The organism is Mucilaginibacter sp. JRF, assembly GCF_015223065.1.
Lineage (GTDB): Bacteria > Bacteroidota > Bacteroidia > Sphingobacteriales > Sphingobacteriaceae > Mucilaginibacter.
In genome coordinates this window covers 18104-37819 of sequence record NZ_JADFBY010000013.1, presented here as the reverse complement: position 1 = coordinate 37819, position 19716 = coordinate 18104, and the positions used below count along the sequence as shown (strand labels likewise).

The following is a 19716-nucleotide window of genomic DNA, read 5'->3' as shown; positions in this document are numbered from 1 at the left end:
TAATAAAATAGTTTATTGTTTTGAAGATCAACAGAAAAAGTATTTTAAGAGCACAGATCGGTTTAGGCTCGGGTTTACTCATGGCCCTGAGCCTGCCTGCCGCAAAGGCGCAAACCGCGTATGAGTTAAATGAAGGCTGGTTATGCAAAAAAGCATCAACCGTACAGGCTGAGGGCATCAAAATGTCGCAGGCATCATTTGCAACATCGGGCTGGGAAAAGGCTACCGTACCGGGTACCGTTTTAACCACCCAGCTTAACAACAAGCAAATTCCTGATCCGTTTTACGGGATGAACAACCAGCGCATACCTGATATTTATAAGGTTGGCCGCGACTATTATACCTACTGGTTTGTAAAGGATTTTAAGGAAGCCGCCCCGCAAGGCAGCAACCAGGTTTATTTAAACCTGCGTGGCGTTAATTACAGTGCCGATATTTATTTGAACGGCCATAAACTGAATGCTAAGCTGCATCAGGGTATGTTCCTGCGTCAGCGTTATAATATTACTAAATGGCTGGCCAAAAATGGCAGCAACCGTTTGGCTGTGATCGTACACCCGCCCGATGTAGTGGGCAATCCTAACGGCGGCCAGGGTGGCGATGGTACCATTGCCAAAGGCGTAGGCCTGCAATACACCGCCGGTTGGGATTGGATTCAACCAACCCGCGACCGTAACACCGGTATTTGGGATAAGGTGATCATCGAAAAAACCGGTGCTGTAGCGGTTGTCAATCCGCATGTAATTACGTTGGTTCCGGGTGTGCGTCAGCCTGAAGGCCCGCAGGCTCCGGTTACTATAAAGGTGGCTACCACGGTACAAAACCCAACCGCGCAGGCGGTAACCGGTACGCTGCGTTATACCATTGCAGGCGGTACGGTTTCAAAAAAGATCACTCTAAAGCCATCATCATCTCTGGATGTTCAGCTGGATGATTACGTGCTTAAAAACCCGAAATTGTGGTGGCCTAATGGTTACGGCGAGCAAAACCTGTACAACCTGCGTGTTGAGTTTTTAACTGCCGATAATAAGGTATCATCAAAAGAAGATGTTGAAGTTGGCGTAAGACAGATCACCACCAACTGGAACGAAAAGACCGAGAGCCGCCAGGTTAACGTGAACGGCCAAAAAATATTCATCAAGGGCGGTAACTGGATCATATCCGACGCGATGCTTCGTTTTTCGGACATGCGTTACGATGCCGAAATCCGTTATCACCGCGACATGAACCTGAACCTGATACGTATTTGGGGTGGCGCTATTGTTGAGCGCCCTGAGTTTTACAAGGCTTGCGATAAATATGGCTTACTGGTATTTCAGGATCTGTGGGGATCGGGCGATTGTAATGGCCGTTGGGTTGACCCGATGAAAGCCGAAGATCAATGGACCCGCCGTAAATACCCTGATGACCATGATCTGTACATGCGTTCAGTGTCTGACCAGGTGAAGATGGTACGTAACTATCCGTCGCTGGCCTTATGGTGTGGCGGTAACGAGATCACACCTCCGCAGGATATTCTGGCTGCTTTGCAGGATACTGTTTTCCCTAAGCTTGATCCAACCCGTTGGTTCGTGTCATACTCAAACTCTGAGTTAATGTCGCGCAACGTATTGGGTGGTAATGGCGATGGCCCTTACGGCATTCAGCAGCTATCAGTTTTTTGGGATTTTAAAACGTTCCCTTTCAATTCAGAGGTTGGTTCGGTAGGTGTGAGCGATTATACATCATTAAAAAGATTCATCCCTAAAGAGAACATGGTGTTCCCTGAGTTTGATGCATCAACCGGTAAATCAAAGGTTGATTCAGTTTGGGATTACCATAAATACATTGGTTACGATTGGTCGATAGATAAATATGGCAAACCAAAGGATGCCGAGGATTTCGCTGAGAAAGCACAGCTGGTAAACTACGATCAGTATCGTGCTCTGATGGAAGGCTTTAGCTCGCACATGTGGGATTGGTATACGGGTGTTATTATCTGGAAAACACAAAACCCATGGACAGCCATGCGCGGCCAGATGTACGATTACTACCTTGACCCTAACGCTTGTTTATACGGCCTGACCAACGGTAGCCAGCCCCTGCACATTATGTACAATCCGGGTGACGGTATGGTGATGGTAGCTAACAACACCTTTAAAACCCATACCAACCTGATGATAGTGGCCAAGATACTTGACCTTGATGGCAAGGAAACACCGATAACACAGGTATTTGCCGATGTTACGCCAACCACTACCAAAAGGTACCTATCAGTTAAGAAAGAACTTGACGCGGTAGCTAAGGACAAAGGCGCGTTCCTGGTATTGCAACTGCAAGATCATACACAAAAAATCATCAGCGAAAATATTTACTGGGTGGCTGATGCTAAGGGTGAGTACTCCGGTTTAAAAACCATGACCGCCTCAAAAGTAAGCGTTACAGCTAAAAAAGTAGCTAACGGTAAGGTTGAGGTAACATTAACCAACCCGGCTAACGCGCCGCTGGCATTCTTTAACCGTGTATCATTAGTAAACAGCAATACTAAAGAGCGTATGTTACCGGTTTTTTATAATGATAACTATGTATCGGTATTGCCGGGCACCAGCAAAACGGTTACTATTGATTACGACCCGAAACTGCATACCGCCACACCGGCAGTTACAGTTAGCGGTTGGAACTTAAAGGAAACAAGCATCGCTGTTAATTAAAATTAGAGCTAAATTGGCGGGCTATTTAATAGCCTATAAATAAAAACAAATGAAAAAAAGTATTTTCTCGCTGTTTGCACTGGCGGCATTGTGCGGAGGGGCATTCGGGCAGGGCAAACCAACGGGCCTTTCAAAATATGTTGATCCATACATTGGTACGGGTTTTCATGGTCACGTGTTTTTGGGTGCTAACGTGCCCTTTGGCGCGGTACAATTAGGCCCGGTAAACGTATCAGAGGGTTGGGATTGGTGTTCAGGTTATCACATTAGCGATACCACCATTGTTGGCTTTAGCCACACCCGTCTTAGCGGTACAGGTATCGGCGATCTGGGCGATATTGCCCTGATGCCAACCACCGGTCCGATCAAAGTTGCTAAAGGCAGTATCAAGGATCAGGAATCAGGTTTTATATCAACATTCAACCGTTCTTCAGAAACCGCTCAGGCCGGTTATTATGCTGTTAAGCTAAATCGTTATAATATTGGCGTTAAGCTAACCACCACGCCACGCGTAGGTTTCCATGAGTACACCTTCCCTAAAAACGATCAGTCGCACATCGTGATTGATCTGCAACAGGGCATAGGCTGGGACAGGCCGATGAAAACATCGCTTACCCTGGTGAATGATACCACCATTACCGGCTACCGTTACTCGCAAGGCTGGGCGGTTGATCAGCGTATCTATTTCACTATGATACTGTCAAAGCCGGTTAAAACTTTAACTGTTTATGATAGCACTGCCGTTAAAACCGGTACTTCTATCGAGGCTGTTAAGGCTAAAGGTGTAGTTACCTTTGCTACTAAGGATGGTGAAAAGGTTTATGTTAAAGTGGGTATCTCGCCTGTAAGTGTTGAGAATGCCGCGCTTAACATGAAAACCGAATTACCGGGCTGGGATTTTGCAGGCACTGTAACCAAAGCACAAGCCGCATGGGATAAGGCGCTGAACAAAGTAGCTGTTACCACGCCCGACGAGGATAAGAAAAAGATATTCTACACGGCCATGTATCATACCATGATAGCGCCATCGACATTTAATGATGTTAACGGCGATTATTGGGGAACTGATAAAAAGGTGCACAAAAACGAGGGTTTCAATAACCTGACCACTTTCTCGTTATGGGATACCTATCGTGCTGCCGACCCAATGTACACCCTGCTGCACCCTGAGCGTGTGAGCGATATGGTAAACACCATGCTGGCCATCTACAAGCAACAGGGCAAACTGCCTGTATGGCACCTGATGGCTAACGAAACCAACTGTATGGTGGGTTACAGCGCTATACCTGTTGTGGTTGATGCTTACCTTAAAGGCTACAAAGGCTTTGACGAAAAGCTGGCCTGGGAGGCTGTAAAAGCTACCGCAATGGGCGATGAGCGCGGCATCAAGTTCGTAAAATCATTAGGTTATGTACCTGCTGATAGCACTGCCGAATCGGTATCAATGGGCTTAGAATATGCTTTGGCCGATTGGAGCGCCGCGCAAATGGCTAAGAAAATGGGCAACACTGCCGATTACGAATACTTTACGAAACGCGGTAATTACTACAAAAACTATTTCGATAGCAAAACCGGTTTCTTCCGTGCTAAGCTGGCTGATGGCAAGTTTAAGGAGCCTTTCGATCCGTTCCGTTCGATACACGAGCGTGGCGATTACACCGAGGGTAACGCATGGCAATACCAATGGCTGGTTCCGCAGGATGTTGAGGGCCTGATAAAATTATTAGGTGGCGATAAAAAATTCACCGCTAAGCTGGATACTTTCTTTGTAGCCAAAGGCGATATGGGCCCTGAGGCATCAAATGATATTTCGGGTTTAATAGGCCAGTACGCGCATGGTAACGAGCCAAGCCACCACATTACTTACCTGTATACTTACGCCGGCCAGCCCTGGAAAACTGCCGAAAAGGTACGTTACATCATGAAGGATTTTTATACCACCAAACCCGACGGCATCATCGGTAACGAGGATGTTGGCCAGATGTCGGCATGGTATGTATTATCATCAATGGGCTTTTACCCGGTAAATCCGGCAAACGGTAACTATGTATTTGGTAGTCCGTTGTTTAACGAGGCTGTGATCAACCTGCCGGAGGGCAAGCAATTCAAGATTACCGCGCGTAACAATAGCGACGAAAATAAATACATTCAAAGTGTAACTTTAAACGGAAAACCATACACAAAAACTTATATTAGCCATACCGAATTAACCAAGGGCGGCGAACTGGTTTTTGTGATGGGTAACAAACCCAACCTTAAATGGGGTGTAAAGGCTGCTGATCGCCCTTATTCTGTAAAGTAACTATTTGATGTAGATATGCCGCTAAGGGCAAACATATTTAAACCTGCTTTAAATACTGATGCTGTAAAGCCGGTATATATTATACTGCAATGCGCTGTGGCCATGTGTTTTATTGGCCATGGCGCATTTGGCATTATAACCAAGCCCATTTGGTGTAATTATTTTGCCGTTTTTGGCATTGGCGAGGCTTTGGCCTATAAACTAATGCCTGTTGTGGGCACCATTGATATTTTAATGGGTATCAGTATATTGATATACCCAACCCGTGCCATAGCCCTTTGGCTGGTGTTATGGGGTGTAATGACAGCTTCCCTACGTCCGCTATCCGGCGAGCCCTTTGCCGAGATGATTGAACGTGCCGGTAACTACGGCGCTCCATTAGCCCTACTTTTATTGTGCGGATTTGAGCCGTCTGTTAAATCATTATTTAGTAAGATGAAGCAGCCGGTATCTGTTACTGCTGCCCGTTTGCAGTTGGTGCAATCGGCTTTGCGTATAGCTGCATTTTTGCTGCTTACGGGGCATGGCTGGTTAAATCTGCTGCATAAAAAGGGATTGATAGCACAGTACAATGCACTGGGCTTTCGTCAGGCTGAAAATGTGGCTTTGGTGAACGGCATTGTTGAAATAGCCGCGGCGGTATTTATTTTGGTTCGACCGAACCGTACGCTGCTGCTGGTATTCTTTATATGGAAGGTAGCTACCGAGCTTTTATACCCGCAATACGCCGCTTTTGAGTGGATAGAAAGGGGAGGAAGTTACGGCGTTTTATTGGCCTTATGGTTTATTTGCGCGCCGCATACCAAAACTGTACACGGCGCACAAAAAAGTGTGATCACATCCTGATCTATTTTGAGCGAACGCCGATCTCGGCAACCGCTACTCCATTCCCGCTGATCACGTGATCGGCCCGGAACTTAAAATATCTTGCTTTTATTGGTGCATTCAACTTGATCTCCTGCTCAACAGGGTGGGCCTTGATGTTTGAAAATTCGCCTTTGGCGGCTTCTTTCCAGTCGGTACCGTTATCGCTCACGTAAAAGGTATAGCGATCAACAATACCTTCGGTTTTCTTATCCTGACGAGGCAGGTAAGTAAACGTGCTGATGGTTGGTGCCCCGCCCATATCTACAGCCAGTTCAGTCGGTTTAAATGCTGCCGAAGTATCCTTCTGTAAAGTGCTCCATACTGAGCGATAGTTTTCGTCAATAGCCTGTGCAGCTTCGTTATTGGCGGCATTCAGCAGTTTCCAGTTCTCTTTATTCAGGCCGAATTTTACATTGGCTGCTTCGCTGGTTTGGTTGCCATCAACAGCAATAGCTTTAACAATGCCTCCGTCAGTCAATACAAATGGCTTGCTGTATGGGGTTGATGCCTTGGTTGGCGTACTGCCATCTAATGTATAATATATGTTTGATACAGGTGCATCGGTACTGATGGTAACCTCGCCGCTGCGGCTTTTGCTGATGGCGGGAGCGGTTACATGTACAGGCTCTTTATACAAGCCAAAATCGCTCAGCGCAATGCTAACCGGCGATTTTACAATGCGTAACCTTACTTGGCTTGCTGTAATGTTTTGCGGTAAGCGTATCAAGCGTTTTGAGCCGATGCTTGTGGCGTTAGCTACCTGTTTCCACTCGCCGTTTTGGTAAGCGTCAACAGCAACTTCCTCAATGCGCTGACCTAACTTGATATTCTCGCGCAGTTGAATCACGTTAAAGCTAACCGACTTTTTAAAGCTCAGGGTAAGCGTTGGAGTATTTACCTTATCATCTGTAGCCCAGTACGAGAAATTGTCGTTATCTGTCAAAAATTTGGTGCCGTACAGTTTACTGTTTTTGCCGCGGATATTGCTGGCCGTTATTGTAGCATCCTTTGCCAAATTAACAGCGAAGGTTTGCTTCAATAGTTCACCAAAGGCTTTCAGCTTGGCCACATCATCTGCATCTATCACCCCATCACGATTGGGCGATAAACCCAGATCCAGCGCCGCGCCACGGCCAACACTTTTGTAATACAGATCAAGGAGGGTATATGGCGATTTAGCCATTCCATCCTGACTAGCATGGTAAAACCATCCCGGACGGAAAGGTACATCACACTCCGCAGGCATCCAGTATTTGCCACCACGAGTGCCCTCAATGCCTAATTCATACATTACCTCGCCGTTAGCAGGCTCCTTGCCGGGTTGCGATGCTTTGGGTGTATAGGTTGCCCAACTGGTTTCGCCCGCGTGACCTTCCTCGTTACCTACCCAGCGTACATCAGGCCCAACATCGCCAAACAAGGTTGCGCCGGGCTGCATTTTACGGGTAATGGCCCAGGTATTCGTCCAATCATAATAAGTAGTGCGGTCAATTTTGCGTGCCTCGTTAGCGCCGCCGTAGTAGCCGTCGCCACCATTGGCACCATCATGCCATGATATGAATAATTTGCCGTAGTTGCTATATAGTTCACGTAACTGTTGCTGGTATATGTTCAGATACTCAGGTTTGCCGTAAAAGGCATTGTTCCTGTCCCACGGCGAGCAGTACAAGCCTAACTGCATGCCCAGTTTTTCGCAAGCCAATTGGTATTCTTTCACCATATCGCCCTTGCCGTTTTTCCAGGTGGCCTTGGTGATGTTGTGCTCGGTGGTTTTGGTAGGCCATAGGCACAAGCCGTCATGGTGCTTAGCAACTACAATTATGCCCTTAAAGCCGCCATCCTTAGCCGCCTGTACTATCTGCGCGGCATCAAACTTCGCCGGGTTGATCAGCTTCGGGTCTTCATCGCCAAAACCCCATTCCTTATCGGTGTAAGTATCAACACCATAGTGTATTATGCAATACATCTCCAACTTGTGCCAGTTAAGCTGTGCTGCCGATGGCGTTGCACCATAAGGCTTAGGCGCAGGCTGAGCAAAGGCCAAAGCGCTTTGCAGCAGGAGAGAGGCAAGGGCTATTTTTTTCATTTCGTGTATCGATATAAAAAAGTTCAATTAATGTTTTAACCATGATGCCGGTATTTCGGCAGGCGCTGAGCCATCTTTAGTATAAAGCAGTTTAAGGGCGTAACCGCCGCCGCCTTCTAAAAAGTTAAGCTCAAAAGGTTGCAGGCCTTTTTTCAAAGCTACCTGTCCGCTTTTTTCAATAGCCGAGTGCATGGCCTCGTTATCAACCACCAGTCGGTCGGCTATTTTAAGCACGCCGCCATCATCACACGTTAAATAAAAGGTATAAACCCCATCTGTCGGGATATCAACGTAGCCCTTATATTTTAGGCCGAAACTTGGCGCGGTGGCCTCTTTAGGCACGGTAACGGTGCTAACGGTTAAGGCCTGATTTTTAGCCGTATCAGGTATCAGCGTAGTTTTTTTGTAAAACGCCGGGAAGTAACGTACCGCCAGGCCCGCCTGTAAGCTGGTTTTATTAACTGGTTCGGCAAGGGCTTGCTTTACATATTTCAGGTTATACAAATCGCCGCGAATGCCCGATGCGGTATAGGCAACCAAACGAATGTTTTGCGATTGCGTGATCTTTAACGAACCGGTCAGCTCAGTTGATTGTTGCGTAGGTAGTGAGCCATCGGTAGTATAAAATATCTTTAAACCTGCTAATGGCTTATTTACGCTCAGGGTAGTTTCATCGGTAAATACGCTGCTTTCAACCAGCTCGGTAAAGTCGGGCAGGCGGTAGTTAACGTGCATGGCATCCAGGCGAGGGTACTGTTTTAATAATCGCTCCTGGTAACCTTTATAATCCTTTTTGTTGGTCCATAACACTTCGGCAAGCGCCGTCATACGGGGGAATACCATGTAATCCGCACGGTTTTCTGTGGGGATGCGTTCGCTCCAAAGGTTGGCTTGCGCGCCTATTATATTCGCGGCTTCCTGCTTGTTCAGTTTCTTGGGTACGGGGTTAAAATGGTAAACATTGTAAACCGAGTTCTGATCCGGATCATTATCAAAATAAAGCGGTTCACCCGGTGTCATGATCACCTTGTTGCCATTCTTGGCCGCCTTTATGGGCGCGTTAGGCACCCAGCTGCGCCAGTACATTACCACGGCGGTAGAGCTGATACCATCCTCCAATATCTCATCCCAACCGATCAGTTTTTTGCCATTCTTGTTAAAGAATTTCTCCATGCGGTTAATGAAGTAACTTTGCAGTTCGGCAGAAGTTTTAATGCCCTCTTTGGCCATCATGGCCTTGCAGGCTTCTGATTCGCCCCAGCTTGTACGGTCAACCTCATCACCGCCAATATGTATGTATTTGCTCGGGAATAAGGCGAATATCTCTTTATAAACATTCTCGGCAAACTCATAAGTAGTTTCGCTGCATGGGCATATCGGGGTAGTGAAAAGCTCGCCCCACTTGCTGCCGCCCGCGCACGATAGAAAAGGGTAGTTGTTTATAGCCGCCATCATGTGCCCCGGCATATCAATTTCGGGGATAATGTCGATATGTCTTTTTGTAGCATAAGCTATCACATCTTTCATTTGCGCCTGGGTATAAAAACCACCGTAAAGGGTTTTGCCATCGCGCTTTATGATGTGTTTTGGGTCGATAGCGAAATCAGGATTATCCTTTGATTTTTCGATACATGCCGAATCCTGGTTATTAAAGGTTCTCCACGCGCCAAATTCGGTAAGCTTAGGGTATTTCTTGATCTCGATGCGCCAACCCTGATCATCCGTTAAATGCAGGTGCAGCTTGTTGAATTTGTACAAAGCCAGGCGGTCGATATACTTTTTCAGATAATCAACAGAGAAAAAGTGACGTGATACATCCAGATGCAAGCCGCGCCAGGCATAAGCAGGCTGATCGGCAATTTGTACAACAGGCAAGGTTAATGCGCCGCTCTTACCGGTTTGTTCAACGCTTTCGGGCAGTAACTGGCGCAGGGTTTCAACACCCCTGAATATACCCGCAGCGGTTTTAGCCGACAAAGTTACCTTTTGCGTGCTGATGTTCAGTTTATATCCTTCATCGGCAGTAATGGTATTATCGGTAACAAATTGAATTACGTTGGCCGATGCCGCGCCATAAGTAAGCGCCTTGCCCGATCCGTTGGTGATAAGCGCGTTAAGTAACTCGGCCTCTTGTAAGTATTTTTTACCGGCAGGCAATGTTATTTGGGTTTTGCTGTTGATGCTGAACACCCCCAAACCCTTAACTACCGATTGCGGATAGGGTATAAGGTTAACCTGCGGCGCGGTGGTTTGAGCGTTTACACTATTGCCCCCGGCCAAAATACCAAGCAGGGTAATGCCAAGCGCGAGTACTAAGTTCGATTGTCTGGTTATCATTATTCTGCTGATTTATTTGGTTGCCGGGTTTTGGTCAAGTATCGGTGCTTCCAGCGAGTTGATGGTTGTATGACCATTTTTTAACTGATCAAAAACGCATATCTCATTTTTGCCTTTTTTAAGCCATACCGATGGTATATAAATGGTTTGTTGCGGGCCAATGTTCCAGTACTTGCCCAGGTTATGGCCGTTTAAAAATACAAAGCCTTTACCAAACTGGCGCATATCCAAATAAGTATCGGCAACGATATTTAAAGTAAATGTGCCTTTGTACAGTGCAGGCAGATCGTTACTTATATTTTTGGCCGAAAATTTAAATCCTGCAAGGCTCTCAAACGGCAGGCGGTACATCTTCCAGTTATTAACCACCTCGCCGGCAAGCGTTACCTGTTTGGTGATGCCGTGGGTATTATCGGTTAAGTAAGGGCCATAGTTTATGCGGCCGTTGTTCTCGGTCAGTATGTCGAGCACCGCGTTGGCCGGTATATTTTCAAGCAATACGCTATCCTGTTTTAACCGGCGGTCAAGCACGACTATTTTTTTACCGTTGATGTATACCTGGGCATAATCTCGCAGGGCATCAAGCTTTAATAAACCGCCTTTTGATATTAGGGTACGATACAGCAGGAAACCATAAGCCTGATCCAGGGCCTCAAAGGTCATGGTTTGTTTGGCCTCGACAGGTTTTGGCAGGTTATCGAACACGCTGCTGTAGGCGGTCAGTTTAATATCGTTAATGGCCATCACCGCTTTTTTAGCAGGGATAGGCGGCAGTTGTTTACCGGCAGGCAGATGTTTGGCTATCACCTCGCGGAATTTGATGAACTTTTCTGTCGGGTTGCCTGATTCATCCAGCGGGGCATCATAATCATAGCTTGATACCTGTGGGGCATAAGGCTCGGTACGGTTCATGTTGGCACCGTTCATAAACCCGCGTGTTGTACCACCGTGAAACATATACATATTGATGGATATGCCCGCCGCTAATATCTTCTCCAGTTTGGCCGCGTCGGCAGTAGCATCGGTATGGGCATGTTTTTCGCCCCAGTGATCAAACCAGCCCGGGTACCACTCGGCTATATAGTATGGGCCTTTGTTATTATGGTATTTATTGATGAGTTGCTTTACCGCAGCAGGGTCATCCAACCCATTTACCGCGGGCAGATAGCCCGGCAGGTAACCTTTTGGCATTTGGTCGGCACCATCGCAGGTAAACAGTATGCCATCAAAACCGGCCTCCCTGAATATTTTTCTGTTCAGGTCCATATAGCTCTTATCATCACTGTATGAGCCGTACTCGTTCTCTATCTGCAGCATTAATATATTGCCGCCATGCGTAATTTGCAGCGGTACCAGTTGTTTGGCCAACTGTGCTATATACTTTTTGTAGGCATCAATAAAGCGCGGGTCTTTACTGCGAACTTTAAGGGTGCTATCCTTTAATAACCATGATGGGTAACCGCCAAACTCCCACTCGGCGCAGGCATAAGGGCTTGGGCGTAATACCACCCACATGCCTTCCTGCTGGGCGGTTTTTACAAACTCGGCAATGTTGTTGTTGCCGCTAAAATCATACTTACCTTGCTTTTCCTCATGGGCATTCCAGAATATGTAGGTGCCCACGGTGTTCAGACCCATAGCCTTGGCCATCTTCATGCGGTCGCGCCAGTATTCTTTGGGGATACGTGCGCAGTGCATCTCGCCCGAGATCATCTGGAATGGCTTGCCATCTAATACAAAAGTGCTGTCGCCAAGCGCGAAGGTGTGTTTGGATTGGGCGCTGGTTTGCAACGCTGCCGCCATTAATGCCACACCGGTAAGTATTGATTTGATATTCATCATACAGAGTTGTAGTATAGTGCCAAATTAGCAAAATGAGCCTTAAAACAAATTAAAATATTTATAAAAACACAAATACTTTTACTAAAATTTTAAAATGTATTTATTTTTCGAAATTTATTAATATTCTTGTAATTCTCAATGCAACCGATTGCATAATTTTTTAAGCTATGACAATTAAGCCAAACATTAAGTACATACTGTTAGCCGCGGCATGTACATGCAGTTTTATCAGCAAGGGGCAAAACAAGCCTAAATTTCGCGACGAAAGTTTGCCCGTTAATACCCGTGTGAACGCGCTGATCTCCGAATTATCATTACCCGAAAAAGCATCCCTGATGGGTTACCGCAGTGCCGAAGTTAAACGCCTGGGCATACCATCATACAACTGGTGGAACGAGAGCTTGCACGGTGTGGCAAGGGCGGGCGAGGCTACGGTTTTTCCGCAGGCTATTGCTATGGCTGCAACATTTAATGATGGGCTGGTGAATGAGGTGGCAAGCGCCATATCAACCGAGGCTCGGGCTAAATACAATTTGTCGACAAAGCAAAACAGGCGTTTGATGTATATGGGTTTAACCTTTTGGTCGCCCAACATTAATATATTTCGTGACCCACGCTGGGGCCGCGGACAGGAAACTTATGGCGAAGACCCGTTCCTGACAGGTACCATCGGCAGCGCCTATATTAAAGGTATGCAGGGTAATGATCCGGCTCACCTTAAAACATCAGCAACGGCCAAACACTTTGCGGTGCACAGCGGCCCTGAAGCGCAGCGCGACTTTTTTGATGCCAAGGTTGATGAAAAGGATCTGCGCGAAACATACCTGTACGCTTTCCATAAACTGGTTGATGCCGGTGTAGAATCGGTAATGACGGCCTATAACCGTGTTAACGGCGTGCCAACATCAACCAATAAAAAACTGATAACCCAGATACTGCGCGGCGAGTGGGGCTTTAAAGGCCACGTGGTTACCGACTGCGGTGCGTTGGATGACATTTATTTAACGCACAAGGTACTGCCCGACAAGGTATCGGTAGCGGCAGCGGCTATAAAAGCGGGTACTAACCTTGATTGTTCAAGCATTTTCCAAAGCGATATTGAGAACGCCATCAACAAGAAACTGATCACCGAGAAAGAGGTGAACCAATCGCTTTCGCAAATTTTGCGCACGCAGTTCAAATTGGGTTTTTATGATGAGGCCGCAAGCTCACCTTACGCCGGTTACGGTGCCGATAGTGTGCATAACGATTACCACGTAGCCCTTGCCCGCAAGGCAGCACTGCAAAGTATGGTATTGCTTAAAAACGAAAAGAACATATTGCCTTTAAGCAAACAGGATTACTCAAGCATTATGGTGGTAGGTTCGAGCGCGGCATCGTTAGATGCGCTGGTAGCTAACTATCATGGTGTGAGCAGCCGCATGGTGAACTTTGTGGAGGGTATAACCGCGGCGGTTGGTCCAGCTACACGAGTTGAGTACGATCTGGGTTCGGGTAATAAAGATACTATGCACTTTGGCGGTATATGGTCGGCAGGTAATGCTGATGTTACAGTAGCCGTAGTTGGTTTAACCCCGGTATTGGAGGGTGAGGCAGGTGATGCCTTCCTGTCTGAAAGTGGTGGCGATAAAAAAACATTGAGCCTTCCGGCTGATAACATCGCTTTTTTAAAGGAACTGCGCAAAAAAGTGACCAAGCCTATTATTGCCGTAGTAACATCGGGCAGTGATGTTGATATTGCTGAGATAGCGCCTTATGCTGATGCCATTATATTAGCCTGGTATCCGGGCGAGCAGGGTGGTAACGCCCTGGCCGATATATTATTCGGTAAATATTCGCCATCAGGCCACTTGCCGTTAACTTTCTATAAGTCGATCAATGATCTGCCGGCGTATGATAACTATAACATGAAAGATCGTACCTACCGTTACTTTACCGGCCCGGTGCAATATCCGTTCGGTTTTGGCATGAGCTACACCTCGTTTAAGTTCGACTGGAAAGCGCAGCCACAAAAAAGCTACGGTGCTAAGGATTCTATCACCGTATCGGTCAACGTAACCAACACCGGCGCTATGGATGGCGACGAGGTGGTGCAGGCCTACATCAAATATCCGCAAGGCGAGCGTATGCCGCTAAAGGAGTTAAAAGGCTTTAAGCGTGTAACCGTATCCAAAGGCGGTCAGCAAACCGCTACCATTAAAATACCGGTAAGCGATCTGCAAAAGTGGGATCTGAAAGCTAACAAATGGAAGCTGTATCCGGGCACTTACACCCTGAACATCGGCAATAACTCGGCTGATGAGGCTTTAGCAGCCAGCTTTACCGTAAAGTAATCGTTTAGCTAAGGTTATAATATTCAATTTTATGATACCCGCGTTGCCATGCAGCGCGGGTATTTTTGCTTTTTATGGGGTATGATTTACGCCTGATGATGAAAAAAATATCACCGGTTCGCCGATACATTTTGGCTGTTCACCGATATTTAGGGCCGTTACGCCTATTTGGGGCTAAACGGCTGTAACGTTGGGTGGGGTGGCAGTGTCTTATTGATGTATTTAAAAAGAAACATAAATAATTCACTATCAAAATCATAAAGTCATGAAAACTACCATAATCACCATCGCCACTATCTGCTCATTAGCTTTTGGTTCAGTAAATTCAGCCAAGGCTGATAACATTAACGACAATGCCGTTACCGTATTAAATGATGTTAAAAGCATCAGCAAAATTGAAGTTCGCGGCAACGTTGAACTATATGTATCAAACAGCGTTAACGACCGTGTAAAGGTTTACAACCGCTACTATACCGAAAGCGCTTTAGTACAAAACACAAACGGCGTACTGCGCATCTCATCATACACAGCAAAAAAACTGGTTGTATGGGTATCAGCAAATGATCTTCGCTCAATTGCCGCTTTTGATAACGCAACCGTAAAATCATTCGGTACCCTGTCAGCCATTAACCTTGATGTTCAGTTGAACAATAATGCTGCCGCTCAATTGAACATCGAATCATACAGCGCTAACATCAAAGTTAACGATAACGCCAAAGCCGATCTTACCGGTAACGTTACAGATTATGCCCTGAACTACGGCCGCTCAACCAGTGTTAACTATGGCAAACTGGTAGCCATGGGTAAAGCACAGGTAGCAAAAAGCGCCGAAAAATATGCCGCCGCTAAAAATGAGCTGGCTGCGCTTTAAGCATCACTTTTGCAAAAGTCCATCATATATTCTGCGAAAAGCCATCAGTGTACAAATGATGGCTTTTCTAATTTAAAGTGTAACTTCACAGGCACAATCAGCATCAAAACCAAAAGAGAACAAACTAACCCGATCATGAAAACTATACTATACACCATCGCTATTGCCGCCGCGGCAACCCTTTCATTTACATCATGTAACGTAAAATGCAAAAAAGGCTCGGGCACATTGAAAACCGAAAGTCGTAAGGTTACTGATTTTAGTCGCATTCAGGTTGAGGGCGGTTTTAAAGTGATTTTAAAGCAGGATAGCTCGCTTAATGTTGACCTGAGTATTGACGATAACCTGCTTGAATTTGTTGAAACCGAAGTAAGCGGCGGCACACTAAAAATATCAAACGCGCGCAACATTTGCGGTAGCGATGACGCGCAAATAGTTATCGGCGTGAAAAATCTGGAAGAATTAAAGGGATCAGGCGCGGTAAAGTTCAGCAGCGCGGGCAGATTGAATGTAAAGGATATTGCCATTGAGCTGGCAGGTGCGGGCAGTACCGATCTTGACCTAAGCGCGGCCAACGTACGTACGGAAGGCAGCGGATCAACCGATATAAAGCTGAAAGGCCAGGCGGCATCAAACACCATTAGCCTTAAAGGTAGCGGTAAAGTTGAGGCACTTGATTTTGTGGTAGGCAAATACAATATTGAAACCACTGGCGCCGGCGAATATAAAGTGAACGCGCTAAAATCATTGGTGGTAAAAACTACAGGTTCATCAACAATTGAGTATCGTGGCAACCCAACCGATGTTAAAAACCAGGAAACAGGTTCATCAACCCTGAAAAAGATAGACTAATTTTTACTTAATAATATTATTAAAGCTTGCCCAAAAGGCAGGCTTTTTTTGTTTCGATTATGCGATAAAGTGTTGACTGACATTTTTTTAAATTTAGTTGTAGCATTTGTTGGTGTGTTTGCGTCTTAGCATTAACACAAAAACAATCACAACCAAACCACACAATGAAAAAGTTAGTTAAATGGATAGCGGTTATACTGCTATTGGTAGTTGTGGTAGCCATTTCGGGGCTATCATACGTAAACTACGCGCTGCCCGATGTGGGCGATCCCGAAAAAATAAGCGTTGAGCTAACCCCTCAGCGTATTGAACGAGGTAAGTACCTGGCCAACCATGTTGCCGTATGTGTGGACTGCCACTCCACCCGCGATTTCTCAAAATTTGCCGGCCCAATTGATACCACGCATATAGGTGCCGGTGGTGATAAGTTTGATCAGAAGATCGGCTTTCCGGGAGTTGTATATGTACCCAACATTACCCCGCTTAATTTAAAAGGGTGGACGGATGGCGAGTTATTCCGCGCTATAACCACAGGCGTTAAAAAGGATGGCTCGGCTATATTCCCAATAATGCCGTGGATGTATTACTCAAAAATGGATAGGGAGGATGTATACGCTATTATTGCCTACCTGCGCACACTAAAACCGGAGGGTAAGAATTACCCGGCGCATCAGCTCGATTTTCCGCTGAATTTTATAGTGAACACCATGCCGCAGCCGGCTACGCTAAGCACCCGCCCGCCCGAGAGCGATACGCTTAAATATGGTGAATACCTGGTACAAACAGCCGCCTGCCGCGATTGCCACAGTCAGGATGATAAGGGTAAGCTGATAGCCGGGCTTGAATTTGCCGGGGGCAAGGCGTTTAATATGCCGGGCGCTACGCTAAAATCATCAAACATAACACCCGATAAGGAAACAGGTATAGGCAAATGGAGCAAACAGGAATTTGTGGCACGTTTCCGTCAGTTTGCTGATGGGGGTATGCAGCCTGTAGCTGTTAAACCGGGCGAATTTCAAACCATTATGCCCTGGTGGAAATACGGCAGCATGAAGGTTTCAGACCTTGAAGCCATGTACGCTTACCTTAAAACTATTAAGCCTGTACAAAACCCGGTAGTAAAATTTCAGGCCAACTCATTTGCAGCTAAATAATTTGAAATAAAATTCATACTTTTGCGCCTCAAAATAAGGTACGGCGCGGCCGTGCCCTGTTATAAATTAAATATCCGCAGAAGATGAATATTACACAGGAAAAAGTTGATAACCTGAACTCCGTTCTTAAAATTAACCTTGCACCGGAAGATTACTCTCCACGTGTTGACAAGGCCATTAAAGACCACGCTAAAAAAGCCAAGCTTCCGGGTTTCCGTCCGGGTATGGTGCCGGCCGGCCACATTAAAAAAATGTATGGCAAAAGCATATTGGTTGATGAGATCAACAACCTGTTATCAGATACACTGAACAACTACATTGACGAGCAAAAGCTGAATATATTAGGTCAGCCGCTGCCAAAGGTAGATGACGAGAAAGAGTACAACTGGGATTTTGCCGATACTTTTGAGTTTAACTACGAAATTGGTTTGGCACCTGAGTTTGATCTGGAGTTTACTTCAAAAGATCAGGTTACGCAATACGTTATCAAGGTTGACGACGAAACACTGGCATCACGTACCAAAAATATCCGTCGCAGCTATGGCAAAATGACAAATCCTGACGTATCGGCAGATGATGATGTGCTTTACTCGCTATTAGAGCAGCTTTCACCGGATGGCTCTGTTTTTGAAGGTGGTATTAGCGAAACGGTATCGGTTCGTTTAGATCAGGTTAAGGATGAGGCTATCAAAACTTCATTGATCGGTTTAAAGAAAGATGATACTGTTGAGTTTGATATTCAGAAAGCATTTGAAGGCGACGCGGCTAAAATTGCCGGTTTGTTGAAAATAGACGAGGATACCGCTGCCGACCTTAAATCAAACTTCCGCTTAACTGTTAAAAATGTTAATCGTTTAGAGGAAAGCGATCTGAACCAGGAGTTCTTTGATAAATTATTTGGTGAAGGTACTGTAACTACCGAGGAGGAGTTCAAAGCTAAGATAACCGAGGAGCTTGAGGCTATGATGCAGCAAGACAGCGAGCGCAAGCTACAGGACGAGATATACAACTACGCTACCGGCAAAGTTGATTTCCCGCTGCCTGACGAGTTTTTGAAACGCTGGTTAAAGGTTACTAACGAGAAACTGAGCGACGAGGAGTTGACCGAAGGTTATGCTGAATTCGCAAAAAATCTTAAATGGACCCTGATAGCTAACAAGATCATTGTTGAGAACAACATCGAGATCAAGTACGAAGAAGTTTTTGAAGCCGCTAAACAACGTTTGGATGCACAGTTCAGAATGTACAGCCCGCAGCCGTTAACTGACGAGCAGTTAGGCCAGTACACTGTACAATACCTGCAAAACAAAGAGAACGCTAACCGTACTTTTGAAGAAGTAAAAGCCCTTAAGGTATTTGATTACATCAAGAGCATCATTACGCTTGATAAAAAGGACATCGCTTACAACGAGTTTACCAAACTGGCAAACTAAGCGAAAAGCTTTCCATATAAAATTCACCAAAAGCAACTTGAAAGGGTTGCTTTTGGCGTTTAAAGCAGTCAGTAGTGAGTTTTGTGATCAGTGGTTGGAGGTTAGTGATTAGAGGTCAGTAACATTACCAATGCCAAATATTTTTACTTTTTGAAAACCTTAAACGCAAAATAGTATTCAAGTAAAAAGTATATATTTAACGCCGGGCAACAACGCCCAACCTAAAAAACAATAAACAAAATGAGCAGTAATATCGACAGAGACGAGTTCAGAAAATATGCTGTAAAGCACCACCGCATTAACAGCTTACACGTAGATAAATTTATTTCAAACGTTGACAGGGCTAACCTGCCAATGGGCATGACACCATACATTATTGAGGAACGCCAGCTAAACGTAGCCCAAATGGACGTTTTTTCGCGCCTGATGATGGATCGTATCATCTTTTTAGGTGATGCCATATATGATAGCATTGCCAATATTATACAGGCACAATTACTGTTCCTGCAATCGGCAGATAGCAAACGCGATATCCAGATCTATATTAACTCACCGGGAGGTTCGGTATACGCAGGGTTGGGTATTTATGATACCATGCAGTTCATCTCAAATGATGTAGCTACCATTTGTACAGGTATGGCGGCATCAATGGGCGCGGTATTATTATGCGCGGGTACTAAAGGCAAACGTGCAGCGTTACCACATTCAAGGGTGATGATACACCAGCCATCAGGCGGTGCGCAAGGTCAGCAGTCTGACATTGAGATCACTTACCACGAGATCACCAAACTGAAAAAAGAACTGTACCAGATCATTGCCGATCATAGCGGTGCACCGTTCGAAAAAGTTTGGGATGCATCAGACCGTGACCACTGGATGATAGCCGAAGAAGCTAAGGAATTTGGTATGGTTGATGAGATATTAAGAGGTAACAATCCTAAAAAATAAC

12 protein-coding genes are annotated in these 19716 nt (G+C 45.8%); 9 read left to right on the top strand and 3 right to left on the bottom strand.

What is annotated here, in order from left to right; genetic code table 11:
- Positions 1-20: 20 nt before the first annotated feature.
- Genes IM792_RS20330 through IM792_RS20320 form a run of 3 tightly spaced genes read left to right on the top strand, consistent with a single transcriptional unit; the run spans position 21 to position 5838 of the window.
- Positions 21-2690 carry a glycoside hydrolase family 2 TIM barrel-domain containing protein gene (locus IM792_RS20330; RefSeq protein ID WP_228085294.1) on the top strand — a complete coding sequence of 890 codons (2670 nt, stop codon included), beginning with the start codon at positions 21-23 and terminating at the stop codon, positions 2688-2690.
- Between the two features lie 49 nt (positions 2691-2739).
- Complete coding sequence (locus IM792_RS20325) at positions 2740-4992, top strand: GH92 family glycosyl hydrolase (protein WP_194103756.1); 2253 nt, start codon at positions 2740-2742, stop codon at positions 4990-4992.
- A 15-nt stretch (positions 4993-5007) separates the two neighbouring features.
- Positions 5008-5838 (top strand): hypothetical protein, encoded by an 831-nt coding sequence (locus tag IM792_RS20320; protein WP_194103755.1) that lies wholly within the window; start codon positions 5008-5010, stop codon positions 5836-5838.
- A 1-nt stretch (position 5839) separates the two neighbouring features.
- On the opposite strand, the gene IM792_RS20315 is transcribed toward IM792_RS20320, so the two are convergent.
- The 3 genes from IM792_RS20315 to IM792_RS20305 are packed head-to-tail and all read right to left on the bottom strand — an operon-like array spanning position 5840 to position 12124.
- Complete coding sequence (locus IM792_RS20315) at positions 5840-7945, bottom strand: alpha-L-fucosidase (RefSeq protein ID WP_194103754.1); 2106 nt, start codon at positions 7943-7945, stop codon at positions 5840-5842.
- A gap of 27 nt (positions 7946-7972) precedes the next feature.
- Positions 7973-10282, bottom strand: a complete 2310-nt coding sequence (locus tag IM792_RS20310; RefSeq protein WP_194103753.1) for a family 20 glycosylhydrolase — start codon at positions 10280-10282, stop codon at positions 7973-7975.
- 12 nt (positions 10283-10294) lie between these two features.
- The gene (locus tag IM792_RS20305; protein WP_228085293.1) at positions 10295-12124 is read right to left on the bottom strand and encodes a beta-galactosidase family protein; all 1830 of its coding nucleotides are present in this window, start codon (positions 12122-12124) and stop codon (positions 10295-10297) included.
- Between the two features lie 167 nt (positions 12125-12291).
- Between IM792_RS20305 and IM792_RS20300 the strand changes: the two genes are divergently transcribed.
- The 6 genes from IM792_RS20300 (at position 12292) to clpP (ending at position 19715) form a co-directional block, all read left to right on the top strand.
- The gene (locus IM792_RS20300) at positions 12292-14457 is read left to right on the top strand and encodes a glycoside hydrolase family 3 protein (RefSeq protein ID WP_194103752.1); all 2166 of its coding nucleotides are present in this window, start codon (positions 12292-12294) and stop codon (positions 14455-14457) included.
- A gap of 265 nt (positions 14458-14722) precedes the next feature.
- A complete protein-coding gene (locus IM792_RS20295; RefSeq protein ID WP_194103751.1) occupies positions 14723-15328 on the top strand; it encodes a DUF2807 domain-containing protein in 606 nt (201 codons plus the stop codon).
- Between the two features lie 135 nt (positions 15329-15463).
- Positions 15464-16180, top strand: coding sequence for a head GIN domain-containing protein (locus IM792_RS20290; RefSeq protein WP_194103750.1), 717 nt, complete (start codon positions 15464-15466; stop codon positions 16178-16180).
- A 164-nt stretch (positions 16181-16344) separates the two neighbouring features.
- Complete coding sequence (locus IM792_RS20285) at positions 16345-17334, top strand: cytochrome C (protein ID WP_194103749.1); 990 nt, start codon at positions 16345-16347, stop codon at positions 17332-17334.
- Positions 17335-17417: 83 nt separating this feature from the next.
- Positions 17418-18767 carry a trigger factor gene (gene tig / locus IM792_RS20280; RefSeq protein ID WP_194103748.1) on the top strand — a complete coding sequence of 450 codons (1350 nt, stop codon included), beginning with the start codon at positions 17418-17420 and terminating at the stop codon, positions 18765-18767.
- Positions 18768-19007: 240 nt separating this feature from the next.
- Positions 19008-19715 carry an ATP-dependent Clp endopeptidase proteolytic subunit ClpP gene (gene clpP / locus IM792_RS20275; RefSeq protein ID WP_194103747.1) on the top strand — a complete coding sequence of 236 codons (708 nt, stop codon included), beginning with the start codon at positions 19008-19010 and terminating at the stop codon, positions 19713-19715.
- The last annotated feature ends 1 nt before the right edge of the window (position 19716 follow it).

What these genes read in the sequence shown, in the direction of transcription:
- IM792_RS20285 (WP_194103749.1), top strand. Translation starts at nt 16,345, where the DNA reads ATGAAAAAGTTAGTTAAATGGATAGCGGTTATACTGCTATTGGTAGTT.
- clpP (WP_194103747.1), top strand. Translation starts at nt 19,008, where the DNA reads ATGAGCAGTAATATCGACAGAGACGAGTTCAGAAAATATGCTGTAAAG.
- tig (WP_194103748.1), top strand. Translation starts at nt 17,418, where the DNA reads ATGAATATTACACAGGAAAAAGTTGATAACCTGAACTCCGTTCTTAAA.
- IM792_RS20315 (WP_194103754.1), bottom strand. Translation starts at nt 7,945, where the DNA reads ATGAAAAAAATAGCCCTTGCCTCTCTCCTGCTGCAAAGCGCTTTGGCC.
- IM792_RS20310 (WP_194103753.1), bottom strand. Translation starts at nt 10,282, where the DNA reads ATGATAACCAGACAATCGAACTTAGTACTCGCGCTTGGCATTACCCTG.
- IM792_RS20300 (WP_194103752.1), top strand. Translation starts at nt 12,292, where the DNA reads ATGACAATTAAGCCAAACATTAAGTACATACTGTTAGCCGCGGCATGT.
- IM792_RS20290 (WP_194103750.1), top strand. Translation starts at nt 15,464, where the DNA reads ATGAAAACTATACTATACACCATCGCTATTGCCGCCGCGGCAACCCTT.
- IM792_RS20325 (WP_194103756.1), top strand. Translation starts at nt 2,740, where the DNA reads ATGAAAAAAAGTATTTTCTCGCTGTTTGCACTGGCGGCATTGTGCGGA.
- IM792_RS20320 (WP_194103755.1), top strand. Translation starts at nt 5,008, where the DNA reads ATGCCGCTAAGGGCAAACATATTTAAACCTGCTTTAAATACTGATGCT.
- IM792_RS20305 (WP_228085293.1), bottom strand. Translation starts at nt 12,124, where the DNA reads ATGATGAATATCAAATCAATACTTACCGGTGTGGCATTAATGGCGGCA.
- IM792_RS20295 (WP_194103751.1), top strand. Translation starts at nt 14,723, where the DNA reads ATGAAAACTACCATAATCACCATCGCCACTATCTGCTCATTAGCTTTT.